We start from the raw sequence: 23,728 nt of genomic DNA on the forward strand, positions 1-23,728 counted from the left end.
TACGCTATCCGGGTTCAGGGGGTCAAAGCCGGGGTGCCTTCGGGGGCATCCCCGATGTCTGGCGCCGCCAAGCGCGCGACGATCGGGTCATGAAGAGGATTGCGCTGGCGGGGGGCCTGCTGGCCTCGGCCGCTTTGCTGACGGGGTGCGGGCTGGGCGGTCTCACCGGCCCGGGCGAGCAGGACAAGGTCTCGTACGAGGTGACGGAGAAGGTCACCAAGCTGGAGGTGCGCAACGGCTCCGGCGACACCCTGATCACCGAGACCTGGGGCGGCGCGGTGAAGGTCGACGAGACCCTCCACTGGCGCGGCGACAAGCCGAAGACCGAGCACACGGTGAACGGCGACACGCTCCTGATCACGTATGAGTGCGCGCGGGCGTGGGGCGACTGCGGCGTCAACTACAAGATCGAGATCCCGAAGGGCCTGGAGGTCGTGGCCAAGGCCGGCTCCGGCGACGTCACGCTCAGGTCGCTGTCGGGTCCGCTCGTCGTGACCTCCGGCTCCGGCACGGTGGACGCCACCGGCCTGACGGGCAAGACGGTCACCGCCGAGATGGGCTCGGGCGACCTGAAGCTCGAGTACGCCGCCGCGCCCGACGACGCCCAGCTGGAGACGGGCTCGGGCAGCGTCGTCCTGCGCCTCCCCGACGAGGGCTACGACGTGGACGCCGAGGTCGGCAGCGGGGAGGCTACGGTGTCCGTGCGTGACGACCAGAACGCGCCGCGCAAGGTCAAGGTCAGCGCCGGATCGGGCGACGTCAGCGTGCAGCCGCGATAATCAGGTGTTGACGGTGGGGATGTCGTGCCACGATCGGGGAAGACACCGAGGTGCCCAGACGTTCCCTATAAGAGATGACACATATGCACGAAAACCCCGCGTTCGAAGAGTACGAGACCGGCGACATGGACCTCGAGGAGCGCCAGGCGCTGCGCCGCGTGGCGGGCCTCTCCACCGAACTTCAAGACATCTCCGAGGTCGAGTACCGGCAGCTGCGACTCGAGCGGGTCGTCCTGGTCGGGGTCTGGACCTCGGGCACGGTCGAAGATGCCGAGAACTCGCTGCAGGAGCTCAAGCTCCTGGCCGAGACCGCGGGTTCCGAGGTGCTCGAAGGCCTGATCCAGCGCCGCAAGTTCCCCGACCCCGCCACCTACATCGGCTCCGGCAAGGCGCTGGAGCTGCGCGACGTGGTCGAGTCGTCCGGCGCCGACACCGTGATCTGCGACGGCGAGCTGAGCCCCGGCCAGCTCCGCCAGCTCGAGGAGATCGTCAAGGTCAAGGTCATCGACCGTACGGCCCTGATCCTCGACATCTTCGCCCAGCACGCCAAGAGCAGGGAGGGCAAGGCCCAGGTCGAGCTCGCCCAGCTGCAGTACCTCCTGCCGCGCCTGCGCGGCTGGGGCGGCAACCTGTCCCGCCAGGTCGGCGGCCGGGCGGCCGGCGGCGTCGGCATCGGCGGCCGCGGTCCCGGTGAGACCAAGATCGAGCTGGACCGGCGCCGCATCCGCGAGCGGATGGCCAAGCTGCGCCGCCAGATCAGGGGCATGTCGACCTCGCGCGAGACCATGCGGCAGAGCCGTCAGCGGCGCGAGGTGCCCGCGGTGGCCATCGCCGGTTACACCAACGCCGGCAAGTCGTCGCTGCTCAACCGGGTCACCGGGGCGGGCGTGCTGGTCGAGGACGCGCTCTTCGCCACCCTCGACCCGACCGTGCGCCGCTCGCGCACGCCGGAGGGCAGGGTGTTCACGATCGCCGACACCGTCGGCTTCGTGCGCCACCTGCCGACGCAGCTCGTCGAGGCGTTCCGGTCCACGCTGGAGGAGGTCGCCGACGCCGACCTGATCTTGCACGTGGTCGACGGCTCGCACCCCGACCCCGAAGGCCAGCTCGCCGCGGTGCGCGAGGTCTTCAGGACCATCGAGGGGGCGGCCGACGTGCCCGAGATCGTGGTGATCAACAAGGCCGACGCGGCCGACCAGGAGGTGCTCGACCGTCTGACGCGGCGCGAGCGTGACAGCGTCGTGGTCTCGGCCCGCACCGGCGCCGGCATCCCCGAGCTGCTCGCCCTCGTCGAGCAGCGGCTGCCGCGCCTCGACCACGAGGTCACCCTCCTCGTCCCGTACGACCGGGGCGACCTGATCTCGCGGGCCCACAAGGAGGGCGAGGTGCTCGCGGTCGACCACGTCGAGGACGGCACCGTCCTGCACGCCCGCGTGCTGCCCAGCCTCTACCAGGAGCTCGTGCGGGTGGGCAAGCCGGTCGAACGCGTCGCTTGACGGCTCGTCAGGGCAGCTCTGGCCACAAAGTGGTACAGGGCTGCCCAAACGCGGCAGTGGTCCAGCAACGCTGGGATTGCTAGGATTAGCCAAGCCTTTCGACTGAATGACACGGGTTAACGCATGACGGCTGCCGCGCTCGATGGAGCACGTGGGGGCCAGAGGTTGTGGGTGTGCCAGGGCGACGGTTGGGATGAGTGGGCTTTCTTCCGAATAACCCTGTACAGCGCGCCCGCATGTGAAATAACGTAACTGAACTGAAATCGCCGGATCATGAGTTCGGCGATACGGTCACCGCACAGCTTGCGGATGAGAGCAGGAGACCCCCCATGTCGTCCGGACCCGGAGCGGACTCAGTGGGCGCGGCACAGGCCGTGCGCTGCGTGCTGCTCGCGCGTGGGGCGGTGATGCGGTGACCGTTCGACTGCTGACCAACATCGGCCGCCTGTGGACCGGCAACGAGGTCCTCAGCAACGCGGCGATCCTCGTGCACAACGACCGCATCGCGTGGGTCGGGCGGGCGCCTGACCTGCCGCAGAGCGTCCCCGGAGTCGTCGACGACATCGTCGACGTCGACCACGTCGAAAACCTGAGCGGCGCGCTCGTCACCCCCGGCCTCATCGACGCCCACACCCACCCGGTCTACGCCGGCAACCGCTACGCCGAGCTGGCCATCCGCACCGGCGGGTCGACCTCCGCGTCGATCACCGCCGCGGGCGGCGGAGTGGGCTCCACCGTCACCGTGACCCGCGGCACCGACCCGTGGACCCTCTGCAACGGCGTGCGCGAGCGGCTGCGCGGCTGGCTGCTCAACGGCACCACCACCGTCGAGGCCAAGACCGGCTACCACCTCACCCGCGACGGCGAGCTGGCCGACGTGCGGCTCCTGCGCGAGCTGGAGAAGGAGCCGATGATGCCGCGGGTGCACGTCACCTTCCTCGCGGCGCACGTCGTGCCTCCGGAGTACTTCGGCCGGCAGCGCGAGTACGTCGAGGCCGTGGGCGCCTGGTGCGCCGACGCGGCGGCGGCCGGCGCCGACAGCGTCGACGTCTACTGCGACGAGGGCCACTTCACCACCGAGGAGTCCCGCTGGGTGCTCGCCTCGGGCCGCAACGTCGGCCTGCTGCCGCGCATCCATTCTGGCATCTTCAGCCGCCGCGGCGCCGTCCAGCTCGCCGCCGAACTCGGCTGCGCCTCCGCCGACGGGCTGCACCACATGTCCGAAGAGGACATCGCGATCATGGCCCGCTACGGTGTGCCCGCCGTGGTCTGCCCCGCCACCGCACTCCAGCGCGGCCACCTGCCGCCGGTCCGCCAGATGATCAAGCACGGCGTGCAGATCGCGCTCGGCAGCGACCACAACCCCGGCTACTGCGGCATCACCTCCATGTCGCTGGTCATCGCGATGGCGGTGTCCGCGTTCGGCATGAGCGTCAACGACGCGCTGCGCGCGGCGACCTTGGGCGGCGCGACCGTCCTCGGCGCCCCCGACCGCGGGGTGCTGCAGCCGGGCCGGCTCGCCGACATCGTCCAGTGGGACGCCGACCACGAAGGCGCCTTCGCCTGGTCCTTCGGCCTCAAGCCGCGCCGGGTCTGGCGGGGTGGGACGCCGGTTCAGTAGCTAAAGTCGGGATATGTCGCCCGCTGTCGCCGTAGTCACGGATTCCACCGCCTACCTGCCTGACGTACCGGGCGTCAGCGTCGTCCCCGTCCAGGTGATCGTGGGGGATCGGTCGTGGGACGAGCCGGATCTCATGAGGGGTGTTGCGACCGGTTCCGCGGGACGCGATGGGACGGCGACCGATCGCTCTTCCACGGCTGAGATCGCGGGCCATGACGGGACCGCAGCTGATCGCTCTGCCCCCGCGAGACAGGAGGGGACGGCAGCTGATCGCTCTTCCTCCGCGAGACTGGAGGGGACGGCAGCCGATCGCTCTTCCTCCGCGAGACCGGAGGGGACGGCAGCCGATCGCTCTTCCACGCCCGCGCCCAGAGGAGAGACCGAGCCCGCGACCTGGGCTGATCTCGCGAAGGCGACCACGTCGCGACCCTCGCCCGAACGCTTCGCGTCCTACTACGCGGCGCTCGCCGAACGCGGCGTGGCCGGCGTGGTCTCCATCCACCTCTCAGGAGAACTGTCCGGCACCGTCGAAGCGGCCCGAGCAGCGGCCCGCGAGGCCCCGATCCCCGTCACCGTCGTCGACAGCCGCTCGATCGGCATGGGCCTCGGCTTCCCCGTCCTGGCGGCGGCCCACGCCGCCGAGGCAGGCGGCACCCCTGAACAGGTGGCCGAGGCGGCCGTCCGATGCGCCGCCCGTACCCGCACGTTCTTCTACGTCGACACGCTCGACCACCTCCGCCGCGGCGGCCGGATCGGCACCGCCGCGTCGCTGGTGGGCACGGCTCTCATGATCAAGCCTCTGCTGCATCTCACGGACGGCCACATCGCCCTGCTGGAAAAGGTCCGCACCGCCTCCCGCGCCCTCGCCCGCCTGGAAGACTTGGCGGTGCGGGAAGCGGGTGACGACCCGGTGGAGATCGCCGTCCAACACCTGGCCGCCCCGGACCGCGCCGAGGTCCTGGCCGATAACCTGGCCAAACGGATACCCGGCGCGGCAGGGGTCCGGGTGGTGGAGGTGGGCGCGGTCATCGGCGTCCACGTCGGCCCCGGCACCCTCGGCATCACCCTCTCCCCGTCACCCTGACCCATTTGGGGAGCCCTGGTGCGGCGGAGACCTGGCCTTGCCCACGTTCCAGCCGTCGTCAGCGATCTCCCGTGTTGCGCTGGGTCATGATTTTCCCTCGTCCTAGCTGCCACGGCGGCCGGTACGCCATCGCCACGGCGGCCGGTACGCCCTCGCCACGGCGGCCGGTACCCCGGCCCTCCACAGCAGGACCGTATGTGTGCCGCCTACGCGCGCCAGAACGGACGGTGGGTCGTCTACCGCAGCAGGACCGTTCGTATGCCTGTCTGCAACAGGACCCGCCGGTTGACCGTCCAGCCGCACCCGGACCTTTGGTTGGCCGCTTACCCGCACCGTCGGCGCGCCCCTTATCCACAGCACGACCGTCGCTGGGCCACCAATCCACAGAGTCCCATTCGGCGGGACGGCGCCGATCGATCCCGCCGTAGCTTCCTCCCGTGCGCGCCTCCGACCCGACATCCGAGCGGACCATCGCCGAGTCCCGGCTACGTTCGCTCACCGGTCCTGACCGTGCCCCGTTCCTGGCCGGAGTGCCCGAGTCCTTCCAGGCTCTCCGCGCCTCCACCGCCTCCCTCGACCCAGGACGGCCCGGCCTTCGCGTCCTGCTAGCCCTCGGAGCCGCAGCCGTCCTCGTAGCGGGCTTCCTCCTCTGGCGCTCCCAACCAGTCCCAGAACCCCTGCCCGCCCCCACCCCACTGTCCAGCCCCGCACCCGCCACCACCCCGACAACCCAGGTGACCGTCCACGTCGCAGGCAAAGTCCGCGACCCAGGCGTCTACCCGCTTCCCACCGGCTCCCGCGTACAAGACGCGATCACCGCCGCAGGCGGCATCCGCCGTGGCGCCTCACTCGACACCCTCAACCTGGCCAGACGCCTGATCGACGGTGAACAAATCTTGGTCGGCGCTCCCGCAGCCACGGCAGCGGCCCCCGCCGGAGCTCCCGAAGCCACCGTCCTCGACCTCAACGCCGCCACCCTCGACCAGTTCGAGCAACTCCCAGGCGTAGGCGAGGTCCTGGCCGCCCGCATCGTCGACTTCCGCACCACCCACGGCGGCTTCACCAGCGTCGACCAACTCCGCGAGGTCAGCGGCATCGGCACCCGCCGCTTCGAGGAGATCAAGCCAAAGGTCCGAGTCTGATGCCCAAGCCCCTCGAACCACCAACCCCCTCCCACCTCCCCCACAACCTCCATCCCGGCGACCCTCGTCCCGGCGACCCTCGTCCCAGCGACGACCTCCGTCCCAGCGCGCCCTGTACCAGCGCACCCCGAAGCGACGAGTCCCGAAGCGGCGAGTCCCGAAGCAGCGCCACCATCGGTCACCCCCCTCGACCCGGAACCCTCCCCAACCCCAGCCATCAAAACCCCAACGGCGGGCGGCGCAACGACGATGGGCGCTCCGGAGGTGGGCGGAACGACGGCCCTCGAGACGACGGGGAACGGGAGGAGAGCAGGCGCAACGGCAACGAGCCCCATGGCCTTGGCAGGGCCCGTAGTGAGGGGCGCTGTACCGGCGGGGACAGCACAGCCCGTCATGACGTTGACGAAGACGGAAGACGCGGGCACCTCTGGCCGCTCATGCTTCCGGCCCTGGCTGCCTGGGGCGCCGCCATCGTGCTTCTCGGCTGCCCCGTGCCCGTCGTCACCCTGGTCTGCCTCGCGTCCGTGGCAAGCACGCTCGCAGCCTGGCGGCTGATCCGAGACCCGGCACACCGCAACACCGTGGCCGCCGTACTGATCTGCGTCGCAGCCGTCGGGGGTTCGATCGCGCTCCGCCTGCACGCCGTCACCACAGGACCGGTCGCCGAACTGGCCGCCGAGGGCGCGTCGATCACCGCCGAGATCACCCTCACCGGCGACCCCAAGGTCCGACACCCCAAGCCCGGCCGGTTCCATCAGGACAGCGTCGTCGCCGAGGCCACCATGGAGCTGATCCAGGTCGGCGCCAAGCGCCTGGCCGTCCACGCCCCGGTCGTCGTCTTCGCCAACGGCTCGCAGTGGCGCCCGCTCCTGCCGAGCCAGCGGCTCCAGGTCAGAGGCCGCCTCGCCGAACCCACCTCACCCGGTCTCGTCGCCGCGATCCTCCTGGTACGAGATCCGCCCAAGGTTGTGACCCCGCCCTCCTCCGTTCACACGGTCGCGGGTGCCTTCCGCGCCGGGCTGCGCGAAGCGGCGGGCATCCTCCCACCGGACCAGCGGGGACTCCTCCCCGCACTGGTGGTCGGCGACGTCTCGGGGCTGGATCGCCAGGTCGACGCGGACCTCAAGGAAGCGGGCCTGAGCCACCTCAACGCCGTCAGTGGTGCCAACCTCGCGATTGTCGCGGGCGCCGCCCTCGCTCTCTGCCGCCTGGCAGGCCTGCCCCTCGTCCCGAGAGCCGCCTTCGCCGCCCTTGCCATGATCGCCTTCGCCATCGTCGCCCGGCCTTCGCCCAGCGTCCTGCGCGCCCTCCTGATGGGCCTGGTGGCAGCCCTCGCCCTGGGCACCGGCCGAGCCAAGGACGGCGTCGCCGCCCTGTCGGCAACAGTCCTCCTCCTCATCCTGTTCGCCCCCGACCTGGCCCGCTCGTACGGCTTCGCCCTCTCGGTGACGGCCACGGGAGGCATCCTCCTCCTAGCCCCCCGCTGGCGCACCCGCCTCACCGGCGACACCGCCACCCACCCAGACCACCGACCGGCCCATGAGCGACCGGCCGCGACAGCAAGACCAGCACGCGACAGAGCAAACCCACCGCCCCACCCCGGAACGCTGGGCAGCTTGGCGGATCCGCAAGCTGCGGAAACGCGGACGACGGGTGTGCGGGTGGCGGTGGGAGATGCCACGAACGCAGAGGAGGCGGCGGGGACGTGGACGACTGGTGTGCGGGTGGCGGCGGGCGGCTCGGCGGATCCGCAAGCTGCGGAAACAGGGACGACGGGTGTGCGGGTGGCGGCGGGAGATGCCACGAACGCAGAGGAGGCGGCGGGGGCGCGGACGAGGGGCGCGCACCGGGGGCGGTTGGCGGGGGCGGAGGGGGTGAAGGGACGGCGAGGGCGGCGGGGTGGGTGGCCTCGGTGGATGGCGGAGGCGGTGGCGGTGCCTGCTGCGGCGCAGGCGGCTGTGACTCCCGTGCTGGTGCTCATGTCGGGCGAGATCAGCCTCGTGGCGGTGCCGGCCAACCTGATGGCGGGGCCGGCCGTGGCGCCTGCGACGCTGCTGGGGTTCGTGGCGGCGCTGGTCGCGCCGGTCTGGCCCGAGGCGGCGCAGGCGTTGGTGGTTCCGGCAGGGTACGCGGTCGGGTGGATCATCCTGGTTGCCCGTTGGGCGGCCGGAGTTCCGCTGGCCAATGTCGCCTGGCCGCAGGGATTCGTGGGGATCGGGCTGCTGGCGGTCGTCGTCGCCGTAGCCGTCGTGGTGCTGCGGCGGCGGGCGTGGCGGGTGGTCACGCTGGCCGTCGTGGGTGGCGTCCTGGTCGCGGTGCTCGGGATCAGGCCCCTGGCCGCGCCCTGGCCGCCCCGAGGTTGGCTGATGGTGATGTGCGACGTCGGCCAAGGTGACGGGCTGGTCCTCGCGGCCGGTCCTGGCCAAGGCGTGGTCGTCGACGCCGGGCCGGATCCGGTCGTCATGGACCGTTGCCTGCGCAGGCTCGGCGTTCGGGAGGTGCCTCTGGTGGTCCTCACGCATCCGCATGCCGACCACATCGACGGCCTGGCAGGCGTACACCGAGACCGGAGGGTGGGAGCTGTCGTCACCAGTCCGCATCGGCCGTCCGCGCCGCAGAGTGCCCGGCTCAGCGCCGACCTGGCACGCCGCCGGATCCCCCAGCAGGTGGCGCAAGCGGGCACGCGATGGCGGCTCGGTCCGTCCGAGCTGACCGTCATCGCTCCTGACACCACCCCTGAGGCAGAAGGGCCGGGGGAGGGCAGCGCGGCGAACAACGCGAGCGTCGTCCTGCACGTCCGCTGGCGGTCAGGGTCCGCCTTGCTGAGCGGCGACATCGAGTCCGAGGCTCAGGACCGGCTCCTTCGTGGAGGTCTTCCGCAGGCCGACGTGTTGAAGGTCCCCCATCACGGATCGCCCCGACAGGTGCCCGCCTTCTTCGCGGCGGTGCACGCGCGGGCTGCGCTGGTCAGCGTGGGGGCTGACAACGGCTACGGTCATCCCGCCCCCTCGACGCTCGGCCTGCTGCACCACTCGGGCGCCCGGGTCTACCGCACGGACAAGTCGGGCGACTTGGCCATCGTCGACCAAGGAAACGGCCTGGCGGTGGTGGCACGTGGCCTCTGAGCGCAAAGCAAAGAGAGGAGTCGGAGGTCAGGTCTTGAAGGAAGATCCCCTGCATCGGTTCTCGGCGGGCATTTCCCAGCGTGGGCTCCCGATGGCCGATTCCACGTGTGGGTTCCCGATGGTGGATTCCACGTGTGGGTTCCCGATGGTGGATTCCACGTGTGGGTTCCCGATGGTGGATTCCACGTGTGGGTTCCCAATGGTGGATTCCACGTGTGGGTTCCCGATGGTGGATTCCACGTGTGGGTTCCTGAAGGTCGATCTCTGCGTTGGCATGACAGGGCTCGGAGTCAGATCTGGCGCTGGTTCCAATGGCCAGCGCCAGAGTCTTGGTCCAGGGCTGGTTTTGATGGCTGATCACGGAGTCTGGTTCGGGGGTTGATTCCAAAGGACGGTGTCGGGGTCTGTCCGGGGCTGGTTGCGAGGGCTGCTCGGGGGTTGCTCTGGTGCCGGTCTTGCAGCCGGTCTGAAGACTGGGCGTGGGGAGGGAGGGCTCGGTGAGGTGAGCGGATGGGGCGGTTGAGGTTAGAGGGTGGGTGGACGGGGGTGGTTTGGGGTTGAAGGTTGGGTGAACGGGCGCTGAGGGGTTGAAGGGTTGGAGAGGTTCGCGGGCGGTTTGAGGGTGGAGGGGTGGGTGGACGGGCGGTTTGGGGTTGGCGGGTGGGCGTGGGATGCTGCTCGGCATGGCGGGAAGCGATCCAGCACCGGTGACCTTGGTCGTCGGCGATGAGGAGTTGCTGGCGGAGCGGGCCGTGAGCGGGGTCGTCGCGGCGGCGCGGGCTCAGGATGCCGGGGCCGAAGTGCACGATCTCGTCGGGTCGAAGGTGACCACCGGAGAGCTGACGCAGCTGACGTCACCGTCGTTGTTCGGTGATCGGACCGTCGTGGTGGTGCGGTCCGCGCAGGACCTCGGCAAGGACGTGATCGCCGAGGTGGTCTCCTATGCCAAGCAGCCGTCCGATGACGTGGTGCTCGTGCTGGTGCATCCCGGTGGGGTCAAGGGCAAGGCGTTGGTCGACGGGGTGAAGAAGGCCGGGGCCGAGGTGGTCACCGTCACCAAGGTGACCAAGGCGGGGGAGCGGCTGGAGTTCGTCAAGGGTGAGTTCCGGCGGGCCGGGCGGGGCATCTCGGGGGAGGCCGCGCAGGCGCTGCTGGAGGCGGTGGGCAACGACCTGCGGGAGTTGGCCGCAGCGTGCAACCAGTTGATGTTCGACACGCAGGACAAGACGATCACGCCTGCGGCGGTGGCGCGCTATCACAAGGGCCGGGCCGAGGTGACCGGGTTCAACGTCGCCGACTCGGCTGTCGAGGGGCGGCTGGGTGAGGCGCTGGAGCAGTTGCGTTGGGCGCTGGGCACAGGGGTCGCGCCCGTGCTGTTGGTGAGCGCGCTGGCGGGTGGGTTGCGGTCCATCGCCAAGGTCGCCGGGGCTCCGCGCAACCTGCGGGGCGGGCAACTGGCGAGTCATCTGGGCATGCCGCCGTGGAAGATCGACCGGGTCAGGAAGCAGATCAAGGGGTGGGGGCCGGAAGGGCTGGCGCAGGCCATGCAGGCCGTGGCCGACGCCGACGAGCAGGTCAAGGGCGGTGGGGCCGACCCTGCGTACGCGCTGGAGCACACCGTCCAGGTCATCGTGGCCAGTCGTACGGGACGGTAGTCACGTCGGGGGAGCGGTGGGCCGGATCGCGGTGGCGGACACCTCGCGGTGACGGATTCCTTTACGGTGGCAGGACGCCTGGCGCGAAGCGCCGCGAGGTGAAGCGGCTTCTCCCTAGTGGGAGGCTGACGGTGAAACGACCTCAAACGGGAGCCGCCAAATTGGGGCAGCCTCCCTGAGCAAGGAGCTGCCGGAGGTGGGATGGTTTCTCCGGGTGAAGGCGCGGCCGGGTGGAGCGGCTTCTGTGTAAGGCGCGGTCGGGGGAGAAGGCTTCTCTGCGCCGGGAGCTGCCGGAGACGGGATGGTTTCTCCAGGCGAAGGCGCCTCCGGGTGGGCGCCTTCTGCGCAACGCGGAGCTTCCGTGGTCAGGAGTGTTGGAGGGTCGCTTCGGTGAGGGTGCCGTCGCTGATCTCCAGGACGCGGTCCGCCAGGGTGATGATGCCAGGGTCGTGGGTGGCGACGAGGGCGGTGACGCCTTCGCTGCGGACCAGGGCGCGCAGCAGTTCCATGATCTGCCGTCCGGTCTGGGAGTCGAGCTGGCCGGTGGGTTCGTCGGCTACGAGCAGGCGGGGGCGGTTGGCCAGGGACCGGGCGATGGCGACCCGTTGCCGTTGACCGCCTGAGAGCTCGTACGGGCGCTGGTTGGCGTGTTTGTCCAGCCCGACGAGGGCGAGGAGGGTGCGCACGCGCTTCTCCCGTTCCTCCACCGGCGTGCGGGTGAGGCGCATGGGGACGCCGACGTTCTCGGCCGCCGACAGCACCGGGATGAGCCCGAACGACTGGAACACGAACCCGATCACGTCCCGGCGCATCGCCAGGAGCGCGTCCTCGCGCAGTGCGGTGACCTCCTGGCCGGCGACCACCACCCGTCCGGCGTCGGGCCGGTCGAGCCCGCCCACCTGGTTGAGCAGCGTCGTCTTGCCGGATCCCGACCGTCCGCGGATGGCGATCAGCTCGCCGGGGTGGGCCTCGAAGGACACCTCCCGCAGTGCCACGACCTCTTCGGGCCCGGTGCGGTAGACCTTGCGCAGCCCTTCGACGACGACCAACGGTTCACTGCTCATCGGCGGGCTCCTCCCGTGCCGGCCACACTCCGATGTGGTCGGTCTCCAGCTCCAGGCGGACACGGCGTTCCATGTCGAGGGCGTTCATGAAGTCGCGCGGCAGTTGCAGCCGGCCGACCCGGTCGAGGACGGCGTACTCCTCGGCGACGATCTGCCCTTCGGCGCCCTCGCGGCGCAGCGTCTCGCTGCTGGTGCGCCCGTCGCGGATGCCGATCGTACGGTCGACCTGCTCGGACACGAGCGGGTCGTGGGTCACCACGACCACGGTGACGCCGAGCTCCCTGTTGGCGGTGCGCAGGGCCTCGAAGACCTGCTCAGAGGTCTCGCTGTCGAGTTCGCCGGTGGGTTCGTCGGCGAGGATGAGCTGGGGCGCGTTGGCCAGGGCGACCGCGATGGCGACCCGCTGCTGTTCGCCGCCGGACATCTGGGGCGTCTTGCGGTCGGCGCAGTAGCCGACGCCGAGAAGGTCCAGCAGTTCGGCGGCCCGGCCGCGGCGCGCCTTGCCGGCCAGTTTCATCGGCAGCTCGACGTTCTCCCGCGCCGACAGGTACGGCAGCAGGTTGCGCGCGGTCTGCTGCCAGATGAACCCGACCACCTCGCGCCGGTAGCGGAGCCGGTCCTTGGCCGTCATCGCGAGCAGGTCCATGCCGCCCACCCGGGCCACGCCGGCGGTGGGGACGTCCAGCCCGGACAGCACGTTCAGCAGCGTCGACTTGCCGGACCCGGACGCGCCGACGATGGCGAGCAGTTCGCCTTTCTGTACGAGCAGGTCGAGGCCCTGCAGGGCGACCACCTCGACGCCTTCGGTCTTGTAGATGCGGACGAGGTTGTCGCACACGATGTGCGCGTCGCCGCCGAAGGCGGCCCGCTCGCGGCCGGCCTCCGCCTCCAGCTCGGACAACGTCGGGTTCGTCACAGATCCCCCACTCTCAGGACGGCGCTCGGATCGCGCCGGCGGCTGATGGCGGCGTGCGCGTACGCACCGAGCACGGCTACGGCGGCGAGCCCGGCGGCCAGCGCGGCCGGGGTGGTCAGGTTGAGATCGTAGCCGCCGACGGCCAGCCCGCCGGCGTAGGCGGACAGGTCGATGCCGGGGCCGAGCGCGACGGGCAGGCCCAGCCCGAGGCCGAGACCGGCCAGCGCGGTGACCAGGACCATCGGCAGGATCTCCAGCACGGTGAGCCGCCGCGCCTGCCGGTCGGGCAGGCCCAGGGTGCGCAGCAGCGACAGTGCCCGGGCCCGGTCGGCGGCTCCGATGACCAGCGTGATGAGGACCGCGACCAGCGCGTAGCCGCCGAGCGCGGCTGTCACCACGAGCAGCGTGCTGCTGACCGTGCTCGTCATCGGGTCGTCCTGGATGGCGGCGAGCGTCGCGGCCCGCGTCTCCACCCGGGCGTCCGGCACGGCCCGCTCCAGCGCGGCCCGGTCCGCCGAGCCGGACAGGAGCAGCGTGTTCACGACCGGCCGCTGGCCCACGTCGTACGGCAGCACGATGAACTTGCCCTCGGTGAAGAACCCCGGCACGGAGGGCACCACGGCCGCGGTGGTGATCGCAAGCCGTGAGTGCCAGCCGACCTCGAACGTGCCGCGCCCGCGCATCTCGTGCGACACCAGCGCCGGAAGCCCCGGGCCGGCCGTGGGCGGCGGCGCGGGCAGGGTGACCGGCGCGCCCGCCATCAGCTCCCGCCACGCGGCCAGGTCGACGGCGATCACCCGGGCCCGCTCGGCCGTGTGGCCGACCTGCACCTCGGCGACCTGCGCGGGCACCGTCCGCGTCACGCCGGGCACCTGCCGCACCCGCTCGACCTCCTCGGCGGTGAGCTCCCGATCCGCTGTGATCTTGATGGGCGCGCCGACGGCCTGCCAAGCGGCGAGCCCCTGCGTGTCCGCAACGCTGCCGGCGATCACCGACGCGAACACCGACACGCCCAGCGCGGGCAGCAGGATGAGCACCGGCAACATGCTGGCCGAGCCCGCCCTGGCCGCCCGGGTCAGCCCGAGGAAGGCCACGGCCGGCCGGGACCTGCCCGCGGCCCGTACCAGCAGGCGCAGCGGGTACGGGTAGCAGCGCATGGTGATCAGCGCGGCGGCGACCGTGAGGGCGAGCGGTACCAGCAGCAGGAACGGGTCTAGCCCGGCGGTGGCGGTGCCCCGGGTGCGCAGCAGGTAGGCGCCCGCCAGGGCGAGGCCGACGACGAGCAGTTCCAGCGTGACGCGGCGGGCCGACGGCCGGGCGGCCGTCACGTCGTCGCGCCGCTCGTGCAGCGGCGTCCGGTGGGTGACGGCGATCCGGGCGGCGGCGAACCCCACCGCGGCCACCGCCACGGCCGCGGGCCCGGCGTGCACGAGCGGCAGCACCGGTCCAGGGAAGAGGTACGAGAGCGCGTACCCGAGGATGGCGGCCGGACCCACCACGGCCGCGACCAGCCCCGCGCCGGTCCCCATGAGCTGCCCCAGCGACCCGCCGCGGGCGCGCATCAGCGACAGCGCCTGGTCCAGCCGGTCGGTCAGGAGCCGCACGGCGAGCAGGATCACCCCGAGCGCCACCACCAGCAGCCCGCCGAGCACCAGGAACATCACGGTCTGGGCGGTGGTCAGCGCGGCGCGGAAACTGCCGAGCAGGCCGGGCAGCCCGGTGGAGACCACGGTGCCGGACAGCAGGCCGGGCTGGACCTTCAGCACCCTCTCGTACTCGGCCAGAGCCTCGCTCAGCTCGTCCACCTGGCCCGCGCCGGGCCGGTCCGGATCGACCGGCAGGACCCAGCGGTAGGACAGGTTGCGGTCGGCACCGCTGATCTCGGCCAGCGCGGCGTCGCCGACCAGCGCGGTGGTGTGGAACTCCTCGTCGAGCCTGCCCGGCGGCCGCACCCGGGTGACGTGCAGGATCTCGCCGTGGTGCGACCAGTAGCCGTCGCCGGCGTCGCGGGCGCGGAAGACGCCCACCACCCGCACGGCGGCGAGGTAGCCCTGACCGATGATCCGCTCGTCGCCGATCTCGAGCCCCATCAGCTCGCTTGCCTCGGCCGACACGCCCACCTCGTACAGCGTCAGCCGCTGCCCCTCGAACCGCGTGGTGGACACGCTCGCGGGAGCCCGGCCCTCGACCCACTCCACCCGCCGCTCGCTGTCGGACAGCCAGCCGAGGTTGACGTACCTGCTCCCGCCCGAGCCGTGGACGGGCGTGATGTACGTCTGGGCGCTGGCGTGCCCGGCGCCGCCGAGCAGGCCCTTCAGCGGCTGCGGCACCAGCTCCGTGAACCGCTCGCCGTACGAGGTGAGCTGGGCCCGCTCGCGCAGGTCGCCCTCGCCCCCGTACGAGGTCAGCGAGGTGGTCACGTCCCGCTGGTAGTCGGGCGCGGCGGCCAGCGACGCGCGCAGCGCCCCGTCGTACGCGGCCTGCAGCGTACGCGGCAGCCCCGCGACGAGCACGCACGCGCTCAGCGCGAGCAGCGCCAGGACGGCCACCGTGCCCCGGTGCGCCCCGGCCAGCCGCAGCACCCTCACTGGTCCTCCCCGATGCGCAGCGCCCGGCCGAGCCCCCGGCGGCGCAGGTTGCGCGCCAGACCGCCCACGATCGCGAACAGCACGGCCGCCACCCCGGCCAGCAGCGCGGCGGTCGCGCCCCACGGGATGTCGAGCAGCACCTCCGGCGTGACGGCGGACGCCTGCCCGGTCAGCACGATGTGCGGCACCACCAGATGGCCCACCACCGTGGCCAGCGCGGTGCCGGCCACCAGCGAGAGCACGATGACGAACGCCTGCTCGACCGCCAGCAGCCCGAACACCTGCCGGGAGCTGACCCCGAGCGCGCGCAGGATCGTGAACTCGGAGATCCGCTCGCGGGCGGCCACGGCCGCGTTCACCAGGAAGCCGAGCGCGGCGAACACCAGCGCGGCCAGGAAGCCGAGGATGAGCGCGCCCTGCAGCCCGCTGGCCAGCGGGTCGTCGCGCAGCCCGGTGGCCAGCTCGCTCCGGTCGACCACGGTGACGTCCCATTCGGGGTGGCCGCGCAGCTCCCGCGCGGCCGGCCCGGTGTCGCCGTCCTCGACGGCCAGCCACCACTCGGTTGCGGGCCTGGGCTGCTGCCCGGTGGCCAGGCCGTGCGCCTGCAAGGTCGCCCAGTCGGTGAGGAGGGCCGGCTGGTCGGGTTCGGTGGTGGGCATCCGTTCGACGATCCCTGCCACGGTGACGTCGATGACCCGGCGGTCCAGGTTGATGCGGCCGGTCGCGCCCGCCGTCAGCTTGTTCGCGGCGGCGAGGTCGGCGGTGAGCACGACCGGCAGCGGGCGCGGCTGGGGGAGCGGCGCGAAGGCGGCCACGGCCGGCCCCTCGCTCGTCACCTCCATCCGCACCTCGGGCGCGCCGACCGGCCGGCCGTCGGCGCTCAGGCCGGACAGGGTGACGCTCGCCGCGCCCTGCTCCGGCGGGGCGGCGGCGAAGCCGCGCACCGACAGCGGGTAGGCGATCTCACCGCTGCGCCCGGCCAGCACCTTGAGGTCCGCGCTCAGCCGTCCGTCCCCGGCGGCGGTCAGCGGCAGGTCACGCCACACGCCGAGAGAGTCGGAGACGCGCACGCGCAGGGGCAGGCTGCGGTCCAGGCGCGCCTCGACGGCGAGCGCGGCGGGCCGGCCGGGCAGTTCGAGAGCCCCGTCCGCGGGCCGTCCGGCTACCAGCGCGCGGCTCATGCCGGCGACGGGCTGTTCGGACAGGTCGGGACGGAGCGGGAAGAGCGCCGCCAGCTCGGCGGCGTCGAGGGAGAGCAGGACGGCGCTCTCGCCGCCCACCTCGACCTGGCCGCGGAAGGCGGGTGAGGCGGCGGTCACGCCGGGCAGCGCGGTGAACGCGCTGCCGCGCCCGGACGACCCCAGCTCGGGCGAGTCCGGCGCGCCGGACAGCCGCAGGTCGGCGCCCGCCTGGTGGCGAGCCTGGTCGAGCTGGGAGCCACGCCAGGTCGCGGCGGTGGCCATGGACATGATGCCGATCGCGATCGCCATCGTGAGCAGCAGGGCGGGGCCCGCGTAGCGGAGCGGGCGGCGGCTCACCTGCCAGGCGCCGAGCGCGGGCGCGAGCCCCGGCCGACCGGCTGTGACGCGCTCCGCCAGGCGGGACACGCGCGGCACCAGCCGCAGGCCGAGCATGCCGCCGGTGAGCAGCGCCAGCGCGGGCCCGGAGACGATGAGCGGGTCGATGCCCAGCCCGCCGCCGGCGGTGCCGGTGACGGGGGCGCCGTAGTGCTGGAGCTGCCAGATCGCCAGCGCCGCCACCGCGAGCAGCGCCACGTCCGCGCCCGCCCGCTCGATCAGGCCGCGTCCCGCGCCGCGCCCGCGCGCGGCCTGCTCCTCGACGTAGGTACGGCGCGCGCCCGCCATGGCCGGCAGCGTCAGCAGCACGGCCGCCGCCAGGGCCACGCCGAACGAGATCAGGAACGTGCCCGCGTCCACCGACGGCGCCAGACGCACCCCGGCGGCCTGGATCCACGGCAGGGCGTGCACCCCGGCCAGCAGCGGCGGCCCGAGGAACGGCGCCGCCACCGCGCACGGCACCGCCACCAGCAGCGCCTCGCCGCCCGCCAGCGCGGCCAGCCGCACCGTGCCGGCGCCGCGCGAACGCAGCAGCGCCACCTCCATCCGCCGGTGGTCGGCGAGCAGCCGGGCGGTCAGCATGAGCGCGTACGCGGCGAGCAGCAGCAGCTGCAGCACCGGGATCAGCATCGTGGAGCGGGCCACCAGCGAGGCGGTGTCGAGCTGGGTCAGCATCCCGGGCAGGCGGGTGCCGGCCGTGCAGTTCGGGCAGCCGTTCTCCTTGAGCGAGTCGGCCAGCCCGGCCACGTCGGCCGCCAGCGGTCGCAGCCGCTCCGGGGTGAGCGCGCGCAGGTCGGGGACGGCGGTCCAGGTCGTGCTGACGTTCGTGGCGAAGCGGGCGAGGAACGTCTCACGCGGCACCATCAGCGGCCCGTACGTGGTGAACTCGCCGTTCTCGATGCCGCGGCTGAGCAGCTGTTCGCCCGCCCAGCGGTCGCCGTACGGGTCGTCGAGCTGGAAGACGCCGGTGATGCGGACCCTGACGTGCCGATCGTCGTCCAGGCGGCTGCGCACGGTGATCTCCCGGCCCTGCTCCAGCCCGGACGCCGACGCCGCCGGCAGCGGGATCGCCGCCTCGACCACGCCGTCCCGCCCGGGGCCCGGCCAGGCGCCGGAGACCAGCCGGGCGTGCCCGTCGAGGCCGTCATAGGCGCCGAACCTGAGCAGCTCGGGCCGCTCGCGGCGCTCCTGGCCCGGCATCGTGTACGAGTCGGAGTGGAAGCTCGTCGAGAAGGCGGCGGGCGTGCCGCCGAGCGCCTCGGCCACCTGGCCGCGGACGGCGGCGTCCAGCCGGGGGAACGTCTCGTCCGTCACCGGGGCGGTCACGGTCAGCGCCACCTGACGCAGCGGCGCGGTCTCCATCGTCCGGCGCACGCCCGCCTCGGCGATGGAGGAGGCGTACATGGTCAGCGCGACGAGCGTGGTGGTGGCCAGCAGGATCGAGCCGAACGCGGCGAGCAGGAGGAGAGGCTCGCTGAACGCGCGCTTGACCACCAACGGCCCCCGCATCCGATCCCCCCAAAGTTCGTTCCCCAGGAGGATTCGGCAGCGCGCCGCCGAGAGCAAGGGCGTGATCTCAACGGTGACGGAGAAGATACGGCGGGGCGACGTGCACGTGATATCGAAACTGTGACATTGCGGCTAGGCCCGGACGCGGACAGCAGAAAACGCCGCACTCCGTGAGGAGGTGCGGCGTTTCCGGAGCCGAACCAGGAGCTACTTGCTCGCAGCCAGCGCGGCGGCCTGCTTGGCGATCGCCGACTTGCGGTTGGCGGCCTGGTTCTTGTGGATGACGCCCTTGCTCGCGGCCTTGTCGAGCTGACGGGCGGCCGCCTGCTGCAGCGCCACGGCCTGCTCGACGTTGCCCTGCTCGGCGGCCTCGCGGAACTTGCGGACAGCGGTCTTGAGAGACGACTTGACCGCCTTGTTGCGCAGGCGAGCCTTCTCGTTCTGCTTGTTGCGCTTGATCTGGGACTTGATGTTCGCCACGAAGAAGCCTCGGTGAAGTCTGAAGGTGGTGGATGAAGCGCGCGGGCTCGAGAGAGGGCGCGCCACACGCAGTTAGTCAGGCTACCAATAACTCAGGCAGCCGCTCAAATCAACGCCCGGTTTCAGGATAACCAATTGTCCTCGTACTCCCGCCAGTCTTCCTCCGTGGCCGCGAAGTCGACGTACAGCGCCAGCCCGAACCGTTCGCGCGCGCCGTGCGCCGACAGCGCCAGCTTGGCGCCCTGCCCCGCCGCGGCGACGCTCTCCGCCGCGTCGCCCCACGGGATGCCGTGGTCGTGGTAGGCGGGCGCGCCGATGAGCAGCGTCTTCGACTCGGGCACCAGGTCCAGCGCGAGCTCCGCCTGCCGTCTCACGTAACCGCCGTAGAGCGACTCCAGCGGCATCCCCGAGTCGTACGTCATGATCGCGACCTGGTCGACCCGGGACACGACCTCCTGGAAGTAGCCGCGCGACCAGTACTTGTCGTGGCCCATCACGGCCCGCGTGGGGGTCCGCATCAACGGGTACGGCTCGATCTGCGGCACCGACGTGGACACCAGCGACGCGTGCCGCCTCGTCTCCTGCAGCAGGACGAGGAAGTCCGTGTCGCCGTCGCCCAGCGGCTCGAAGTTGTAGTGCACCCCGTCGAACCCGGCCTTCATCACCGACGCGACGCCGTCGAGGACGTTCCGCCGGGCGGCCGGGTCGTCCAGGTCGAGGCCGTTCTTGACCGACTGCCCCAGCCAGGCGGAGACGCGCACGCCGGGCAGGTGCCGTTTGACCCACTGCACGAACCGCGGCGCCTCGGCGTGCTTGGCCGGGTCGAGACGCCCGTCGAACGCGAAGGGGCCGGAGTGCACGTACAGATCCTTGACGCCGGTGGTCCGCAGGCGCTCGGCGAGGACACGCACGTCCTGCTCGTCGCGGCGGCCGTCGACCCACATGTGACCGAGCCACAGGGCGTCGTTGCCGGTGCTCATCGCCCAGCCCGCCGGAGCCCCGGTAAACTGGAGCCGGAACGCGGCGGCTAGGACGCCGATCAGCGCGACCACGACGACCAAGGCGAGCGCGATCAGGCGCAGGCCGCGGCGGATGACGGTTCGGGACATCACCCGGGCATGTCACCATGAAAGACGCTTGACCTCAAACCTGTCGGAACGGACTTCGGTGCGCACTCAGCCTGGCCAGACAGACCCCGCGTTGATCCGCAACTTCTGCATCATCGCGCATATCGACCATGGCAAGTCCACGCTTGCCGACCGGATGCTGCAGATCACGGGCGTGGTCGACGACCGCTCCATGCGCGCTCAATATCTCGACAGGATGGATATCGAGCGCGAACGCGGCATCACGATCAAGTCGCAGGCGGTCCGGCTGCCGTGGGACGGCCACGTGCTCAACATGATCGACACGCCTGGCCACGTCGACTTCACCTACGAGGTGTCGCGGTCGCTGCAGGCGTGCGAGGGCGCGATCCTGCTCGTCGACGCCGCCCAGGGCATCGAGGCGCAGACGCTGGCCAACCTCTACCTGGCCATGAACGCCGACCTCCACATCATCCCGGTGCTCAACAAGATCGACCTGCCCGCGGCGCAGCCGGAGAAGTTCGCCGAGGAGCTGGCCGGCCTGATCGGCTGCGACCCGTCCGACGTGCTGCGGGTGTCGGGCAAGACCGGCGAGGGCGTGCGCGAGCTGCTCGACCACGTGGTCCAGGAGGTGCCGGCGCCGACCGGCGCGGCCGACGCGGCCGCCCGCGCGCTCATCTTCGACTCGGTCTACGACACCTACCGCGGCGTGGTCACCTACGTGCGCGTGTTCGACGGCCACCTGGGCAAGCGCGAGCGCATCCTCATGATGTCGACCGCCGCCACCCACGAGACGCTGGAGATCGGCGTCATCTCGCCCGAACCGCGCGTGGCCGATCTGGGCCTCGGCGTCGGCGAGGTGGGCTACCTGATCACCGGGGTCAAGGACGTCCGCCAGTCGCGCGTCGGCGACACCGTCACCTCCGCCGCCAAGTCCGCCCAGGAGATGCTCGCCGGCTACGAGCACCCCAAGCCGATGGTGTTCTCCGGCCTCTACCCGATCGACGGCGACGAGTATCCCGAGCTGCGCGAGGCCCTCGACAAGCTGCAGCTCAACGACGCCGCGCTGGTCTACGAGCCGGAGACGTCGGCGGCGCTCGGGTTCGGCTTCCGCGTCGGGTTCCTCGGCCTGCTCCACATGGAGATCGTGCGCGAGCGGCTGGAGCGCGAGTTCGGGCTGTCGCTGATCTCCACCGCGCCCAACGTCGTCTACCGCGTGGTCATGGAAGACGGCACCGAGCTGACCGTCACCAACCCGTCGGAGTTCCCCACCGGGGGCAAGGTCGCGCAGGTCTTCGAGCCGGTGACCAAGTCGACGATCCTGGCCCCGTCCGAGTTCATCGGCGCGATCATGGAGATCTGCCAGGGGCGGCGCGGCCAGCTCCTCGGCATGGACTACCTGTCGGAGGACCGCGTCGAGATCCGCTACACGCTGCCGCTCGGCGAGATCATCTTCGACTTCTTCGACCAGCTCAAGTCGCGCACCCGCGGCTACGCCTCGCTCGACTACGAGCCGGCCGGCGAGCAGGAGGCCGACCTGGTCAAGGTCGACATCCTGCTGCAGGGCGAGCCGGTCGACGCCTTCAGCGCCATCGTGCACCGCGACAAGGCCTACACGTACGGCACCGAGATGGCCAAGAAGCTGCGTGAGCTGATCCCCAGGCAGCAGTTCGAGGTGCCGATCCAGGCCGCGATCGGGGCCCGCGTCATCGCCCGCGAGAACATCCGCGCCATCCGCAAGGACGTCCTGGCCAAGTGCTACGGCGGCGACATCTCCCGTAAGCGCAAGCTGCTGGAGAAGCAGAAGGAAGGCAAGAAGCGGATGAAGATGGTCGGCCGGGTCGAGGTGCCGCAGGAGGCGTTCGTGGCCGCGCTGTCGACCGATTCCGGTTCCGACAAGGCCAAGAAGTAGGCTCCTACCTTTCTGCCGGTACGGGTAGACCGCGAAGAAGGAGGCCCTACTTCTTCTGCCGGTACGTGTAGACGGCGAGCACGGCCAGGCCGGTGACCGCCTGCGCGGCCAGGTGCCCGGAGAGGTCCGCGGGCTGCGTCACCAGCGCGCTCAGCGCGGGCAGACAGCCGAGCAGGGCGAGGTCGGGGCCGGTGGCCGCCCAGAGCACCGGGCCCATGGGAACGACGCCCATGGGGGTGTCGAGCAGCGGCAGCGAGTGGTCCGCGGGCGGTCTGCGGGCCATCCGGAGCGCGCCCGCGGCCAGTGCGGGGGCGGCCAGCGGGCCGAGCGCCCACCACGGGCCGTCCAGCGCCCCGGCCGCCGCCAGCCAGCCGAGCGCGGCGGCCGTCCAGGCACCCGCCAGCAGCGCGGGCAGCAGGGCGCGGGCCGGCAGGGCGGCGCGCGGGCCCACGGCGGCCAGCCGGGCCAGCGCCGGATTCCCGGCGTCCCGCCGCGCCCCGGCCACCGCGCTCGCCGCCACGGCCAACGCCCCGGCCAGCAGCAACCCGGCCGGCCCGAGCCCGCCCGCCAACCCCATCGCGTCCGCGAGCCCGGCGGCCGAGCCCGTCGCCTCCCTGGGCCCGCCCGCCGAGCCCAGCGCGCCTGCTGACACGGGCTCGCCCACTGCTGAGTGCGGCGCTCCAGCGGGCGGCTCGGCGCCGGTGGTGCCGAGGGCGGCGGCGAGGAGGGCGGGGAGGGCTGTGGCCGCGGCCATGAGCGCCAGGCGTCCCGGGCGGCGGGCCACCCGGCGCCAGTCCTGCCAGGCCAGCGCGAGCGGCGCGGGCAGCGCCGGCCAGCGCCGGGAACGCAGCCGCCTGGCCCGCCAGTGGTCGTCCTCGGCCGCCCAGGTGAGCGCGCCGGGGTCGAGCTGCACCGCCGCCGTGGTCAGGTGTCGGGCCCGGGTGGCCGCCGTCATCAGGGTGGCGGCGGGTATCCGGTCGAGCGCCGTCCACGCACGACGTACGAGCAAGGCGGCGGCCAGCAGCGCGCCCGCCGCGGCGGCTCCCACTGCCTGCGCCGGTGCGGCGGCGACGGCGGCGAGCGGCCCGCGCGCCGCCCCCGAGGCCGCCGCCACGGCCACCACGAGCAGCGCCACCAGCGCGACCGTCGACCAGGTCTGCCACGTCTGCGACCCCTGGCCGAGCACCGCCAGCGCCATCCCGCCCGCGCTCGCCGACATTCCCAGCACCACCGCGCCGAGCAGCCGCCAGACGAGCTGGTCGGGCGCGCCCAGCGCGGTCAGCAGCCCGAGCCCGAGCAGCGCCCCGGCCGCCAGCGTGACCACCGCGAGAATCCTGACCGGCCGCCCGAGGAGCCCCCGCCGCCCGACGCGTGACAGCAGCAGCCAGGACGCGTCGGCGGCCGGCAGCACGACGGGGCCCGCGACCCGTCCCGTCGCCAGGAACCCGGCCAGCGCCAGCAACACCAGCGCCGCCCCCGGCCCCGTCCGAGCGGCGTCCACCTGACCGGCGAGCCCGGCCACGGCCGTCGTCACCGGGTTGCCGAAGACGGCCACGGCCATGGCCAGCATGAAGACGGAGACGTACCGGTCGAGCAGACTGACCGGCCGGCGCTGCCACGCGCGGACGAACGCGCGGGCCAGGCGGGCGTCGGTGGCGTCGGTGGCGTCGGTCATGGGGTCCTCGGGGTCGTACG

Annotated in this window: 15 protein-coding genes; 8 read left to right on the forward strand and 7 right to left on the reverse strand. The window is 72.2% G+C overall.

Annotated elements, in window-relative coordinates; genetic code table 11:
• The first annotated feature begins 89 nt into the window (after positions 1-89).
• From ACGFI7_RS11765 to holA, 7 genes are all read left to right on the forward strand, one after another.
• Entirely contained in the window at positions 90-779 is a 690-nt protein-coding gene (locus tag ACGFI7_RS11765; protein WP_393402482.1) for a DUF4097 family beta strand repeat-containing protein, read from the forward strand.
• 83 nt (positions 780-862) lie between these two features.
• On the forward strand, positions 863-2,275 hold the full coding sequence (gene hflX / locus ACGFI7_RS11770) for a GTPase HflX (protein ID WP_393402484.1): 1,413 nt from the start codon (positions 863-865) through the stop codon (positions 2,273-2,275).
• 412 nt (positions 2,276-2,687) lie between these two features.
• Complete coding sequence (gene hutI / locus ACGFI7_RS11775) at positions 2,688-3,896, forward strand: imidazolonepropionase (RefSeq protein WP_393402486.1); 1,209 nt, start codon at positions 2,688-2,690, stop codon at positions 3,894-3,896.
• A gap of 133 nt (positions 3,897-4,029) precedes the next feature.
• Positions 4,030-4,980 carry a DegV family protein gene (locus ACGFI7_RS11780; RefSeq protein ID WP_393403905.1) on the forward strand — a complete coding sequence of 317 codons (951 nt, stop codon included), beginning with the start codon at positions 4,030-4,032 and terminating at the stop codon, positions 4,978-4,980.
• A 437-nt stretch (positions 4,981-5,417) separates the two neighbouring features.
• Positions 5,418-6,122, forward strand: coding sequence for a helix-hairpin-helix domain-containing protein (locus ACGFI7_RS11785; RefSeq protein WP_393402488.1), 705 nt, complete (start codon positions 5,418-5,420; stop codon positions 6,120-6,122).
• A 437-nt stretch (positions 6,123-6,559) separates the two neighbouring features.
• Positions 6,560-9,247, forward strand: coding sequence for a ComEC/Rec2 family competence protein (locus tag ACGFI7_RS11790; RefSeq protein WP_393402491.1), 2,688 nt, complete (start codon positions 6,560-6,562; stop codon positions 9,245-9,247).
• Positions 9,248-9,918: 671 nt separating this feature from the next.
• A complete protein-coding gene (gene holA / locus ACGFI7_RS11795) occupies positions 9,919-10,902 on the forward strand; it encodes a DNA polymerase III subunit delta (protein ID WP_393402494.1) in 984 nt (327 codons plus the stop codon).
• 365 nt (positions 10,903-11,267) lie between these two features.
• On the opposite strand, the gene ACGFI7_RS11800 is transcribed toward holA, so the two are convergent.
• The 6 genes from ACGFI7_RS11800 to ACGFI7_RS11825 form a co-directional block, all read right to left on the reverse strand.
• Entirely contained in the window at positions 11,268-11,966 is a 699-nt protein-coding gene (locus ACGFI7_RS11800) for an ABC transporter ATP-binding protein (protein WP_393402495.1), read from the reverse strand.
• Positions 11,956-12,882 (reverse strand): ABC transporter ATP-binding protein, encoded by a 927-nt coding sequence (locus ACGFI7_RS11805; RefSeq protein WP_393402497.1) that lies wholly within the window; start codon positions 12,880-12,882, stop codon positions 11,956-11,958. Before ACGFI7_RS11805 ends, ACGFI7_RS11800 begins: the two co-directional genes overlap by 11 nt.
• Positions 12,879-15,470, reverse strand: coding sequence for an FtsX-like permease family protein (locus ACGFI7_RS11810; protein ID WP_393402500.1), 2,592 nt, complete (start codon positions 15,468-15,470; stop codon positions 12,879-12,881). The genes ACGFI7_RS11805 and ACGFI7_RS11810 overlap by 4 nt, the downstream gene beginning before the upstream one ends.
• Complete coding sequence (locus tag ACGFI7_RS11815) at positions 15,467-18,556, reverse strand: ABC transporter permease (RefSeq protein WP_393402503.1); 3,090 nt, start codon at positions 18,554-18,556, stop codon at positions 15,467-15,469. The genes ACGFI7_RS11810 and ACGFI7_RS11815 overlap by 4 nt, the downstream gene beginning before the upstream one ends.
• Positions 18,557-18,763: 207 nt before the next feature.
• Entirely contained in the window at positions 18,764-19,036 is a 273-nt protein-coding gene (gene rpsT / locus ACGFI7_RS11820; RefSeq protein WP_393402506.1) for a 30S ribosomal protein S20, read from the reverse strand.
• A 122-nt stretch (positions 19,037-19,158) separates the two neighbouring features.
• Entirely contained in the window at positions 19,159-20,145 is a 987-nt protein-coding gene (locus ACGFI7_RS11825; RefSeq protein ID WP_393402509.1) for a hypothetical protein, read from the reverse strand.
• 58 nt (positions 20,146-20,203) lie between these two features.
• On the opposite strand from ACGFI7_RS11825, the gene lepA reads away from it, so the two are divergent.
• Complete coding sequence (gene lepA / locus ACGFI7_RS11830) at positions 20,204-22,033, forward strand: translation elongation factor 4 (protein ID WP_393402511.1); 1,830 nt, start codon at positions 20,204-20,206, stop codon at positions 22,031-22,033.
• 46 nt (positions 22,034-22,079) lie between these two features.
• On the opposite strand, the gene ACGFI7_RS11835 is transcribed toward lepA, so the two are convergent.
• Positions 22,080-23,708: a DUF6297 family protein gene (locus ACGFI7_RS11835; protein WP_393402514.1), complete on the reverse strand. Its 1,629-nt coding sequence runs from the start codon at positions 23,706-23,708 to the stop codon at positions 22,080-22,082.
• Positions 23,709-23,728 lie beyond the last annotated feature (20 nt).

It is taken from the genome of Nonomuraea sp. NPDC048826, assembly GCF_043198225.1.
Lineage (GTDB): Bacteria > Actinomycetota > Actinomycetes > Streptosporangiales > Streptosporangiaceae > Nonomuraea.

What these genes read in the sequence shown, in the direction of transcription:
- ACGFI7_RS11815 (WP_393402503.1), bottom strand. Translation starts at nt 18,556, where the DNA reads ATGCGGGGGCCGTTGGTGGTCAAGCGCGCGTTCAGCGAGCCTCTCCTC.
- holA (WP_393402494.1), top strand. Translation starts at nt 9,919, where the DNA reads ATGCTGCTCGGCATGGCGGGAAGCGATCCAGCACCGGTGACCTTGGTC.
- ACGFI7_RS11790 (WP_393402491.1), top strand. Translation starts at nt 6,560, where the DNA reads ATGCTTCCGGCCCTGGCTGCCTGGGGCGCCGCCATCGTGCTTCTCGGC.
- ACGFI7_RS11825 (WP_393402509.1), bottom strand. Translation starts at nt 20,145, where the DNA reads ATGTCCCGAACCGTCATCCGCCGCGGCCTGCGCCTGATCGCGCTCGCC.
- ACGFI7_RS11800 (WP_393402495.1), bottom strand. Translation starts at nt 11,966, where the DNA reads ATGAGCAGTGAACCGTTGGTCGTCGTCGAAGGGCTGCGCAAGGTCTAC.
- ACGFI7_RS11780 (WP_393403905.1), top strand. Translation starts at nt 4,030, where the DNA reads ATGAGGGGTGTTGCGACCGGTTCCGCGGGACGCGATGGGACGGCGACC.
- hflX (WP_393402484.1), top strand. Translation starts at nt 863, where the DNA reads ATGCACGAAAACCCCGCGTTCGAAGAGTACGAGACCGGCGACATGGAC.
- ACGFI7_RS11835 (WP_393402514.1), bottom strand. Translation starts at nt 23,708, where the DNA reads ATGACCGACGCCACCGACGCCACCGACGCCCGCCTGGCCCGCGCGTTC.
- ACGFI7_RS11765 (WP_393402482.1), top strand. Translation starts at nt 90, where the DNA reads ATGAAGAGGATTGCGCTGGCGGGGGGCCTGCTGGCCTCGGCCGCTTTG.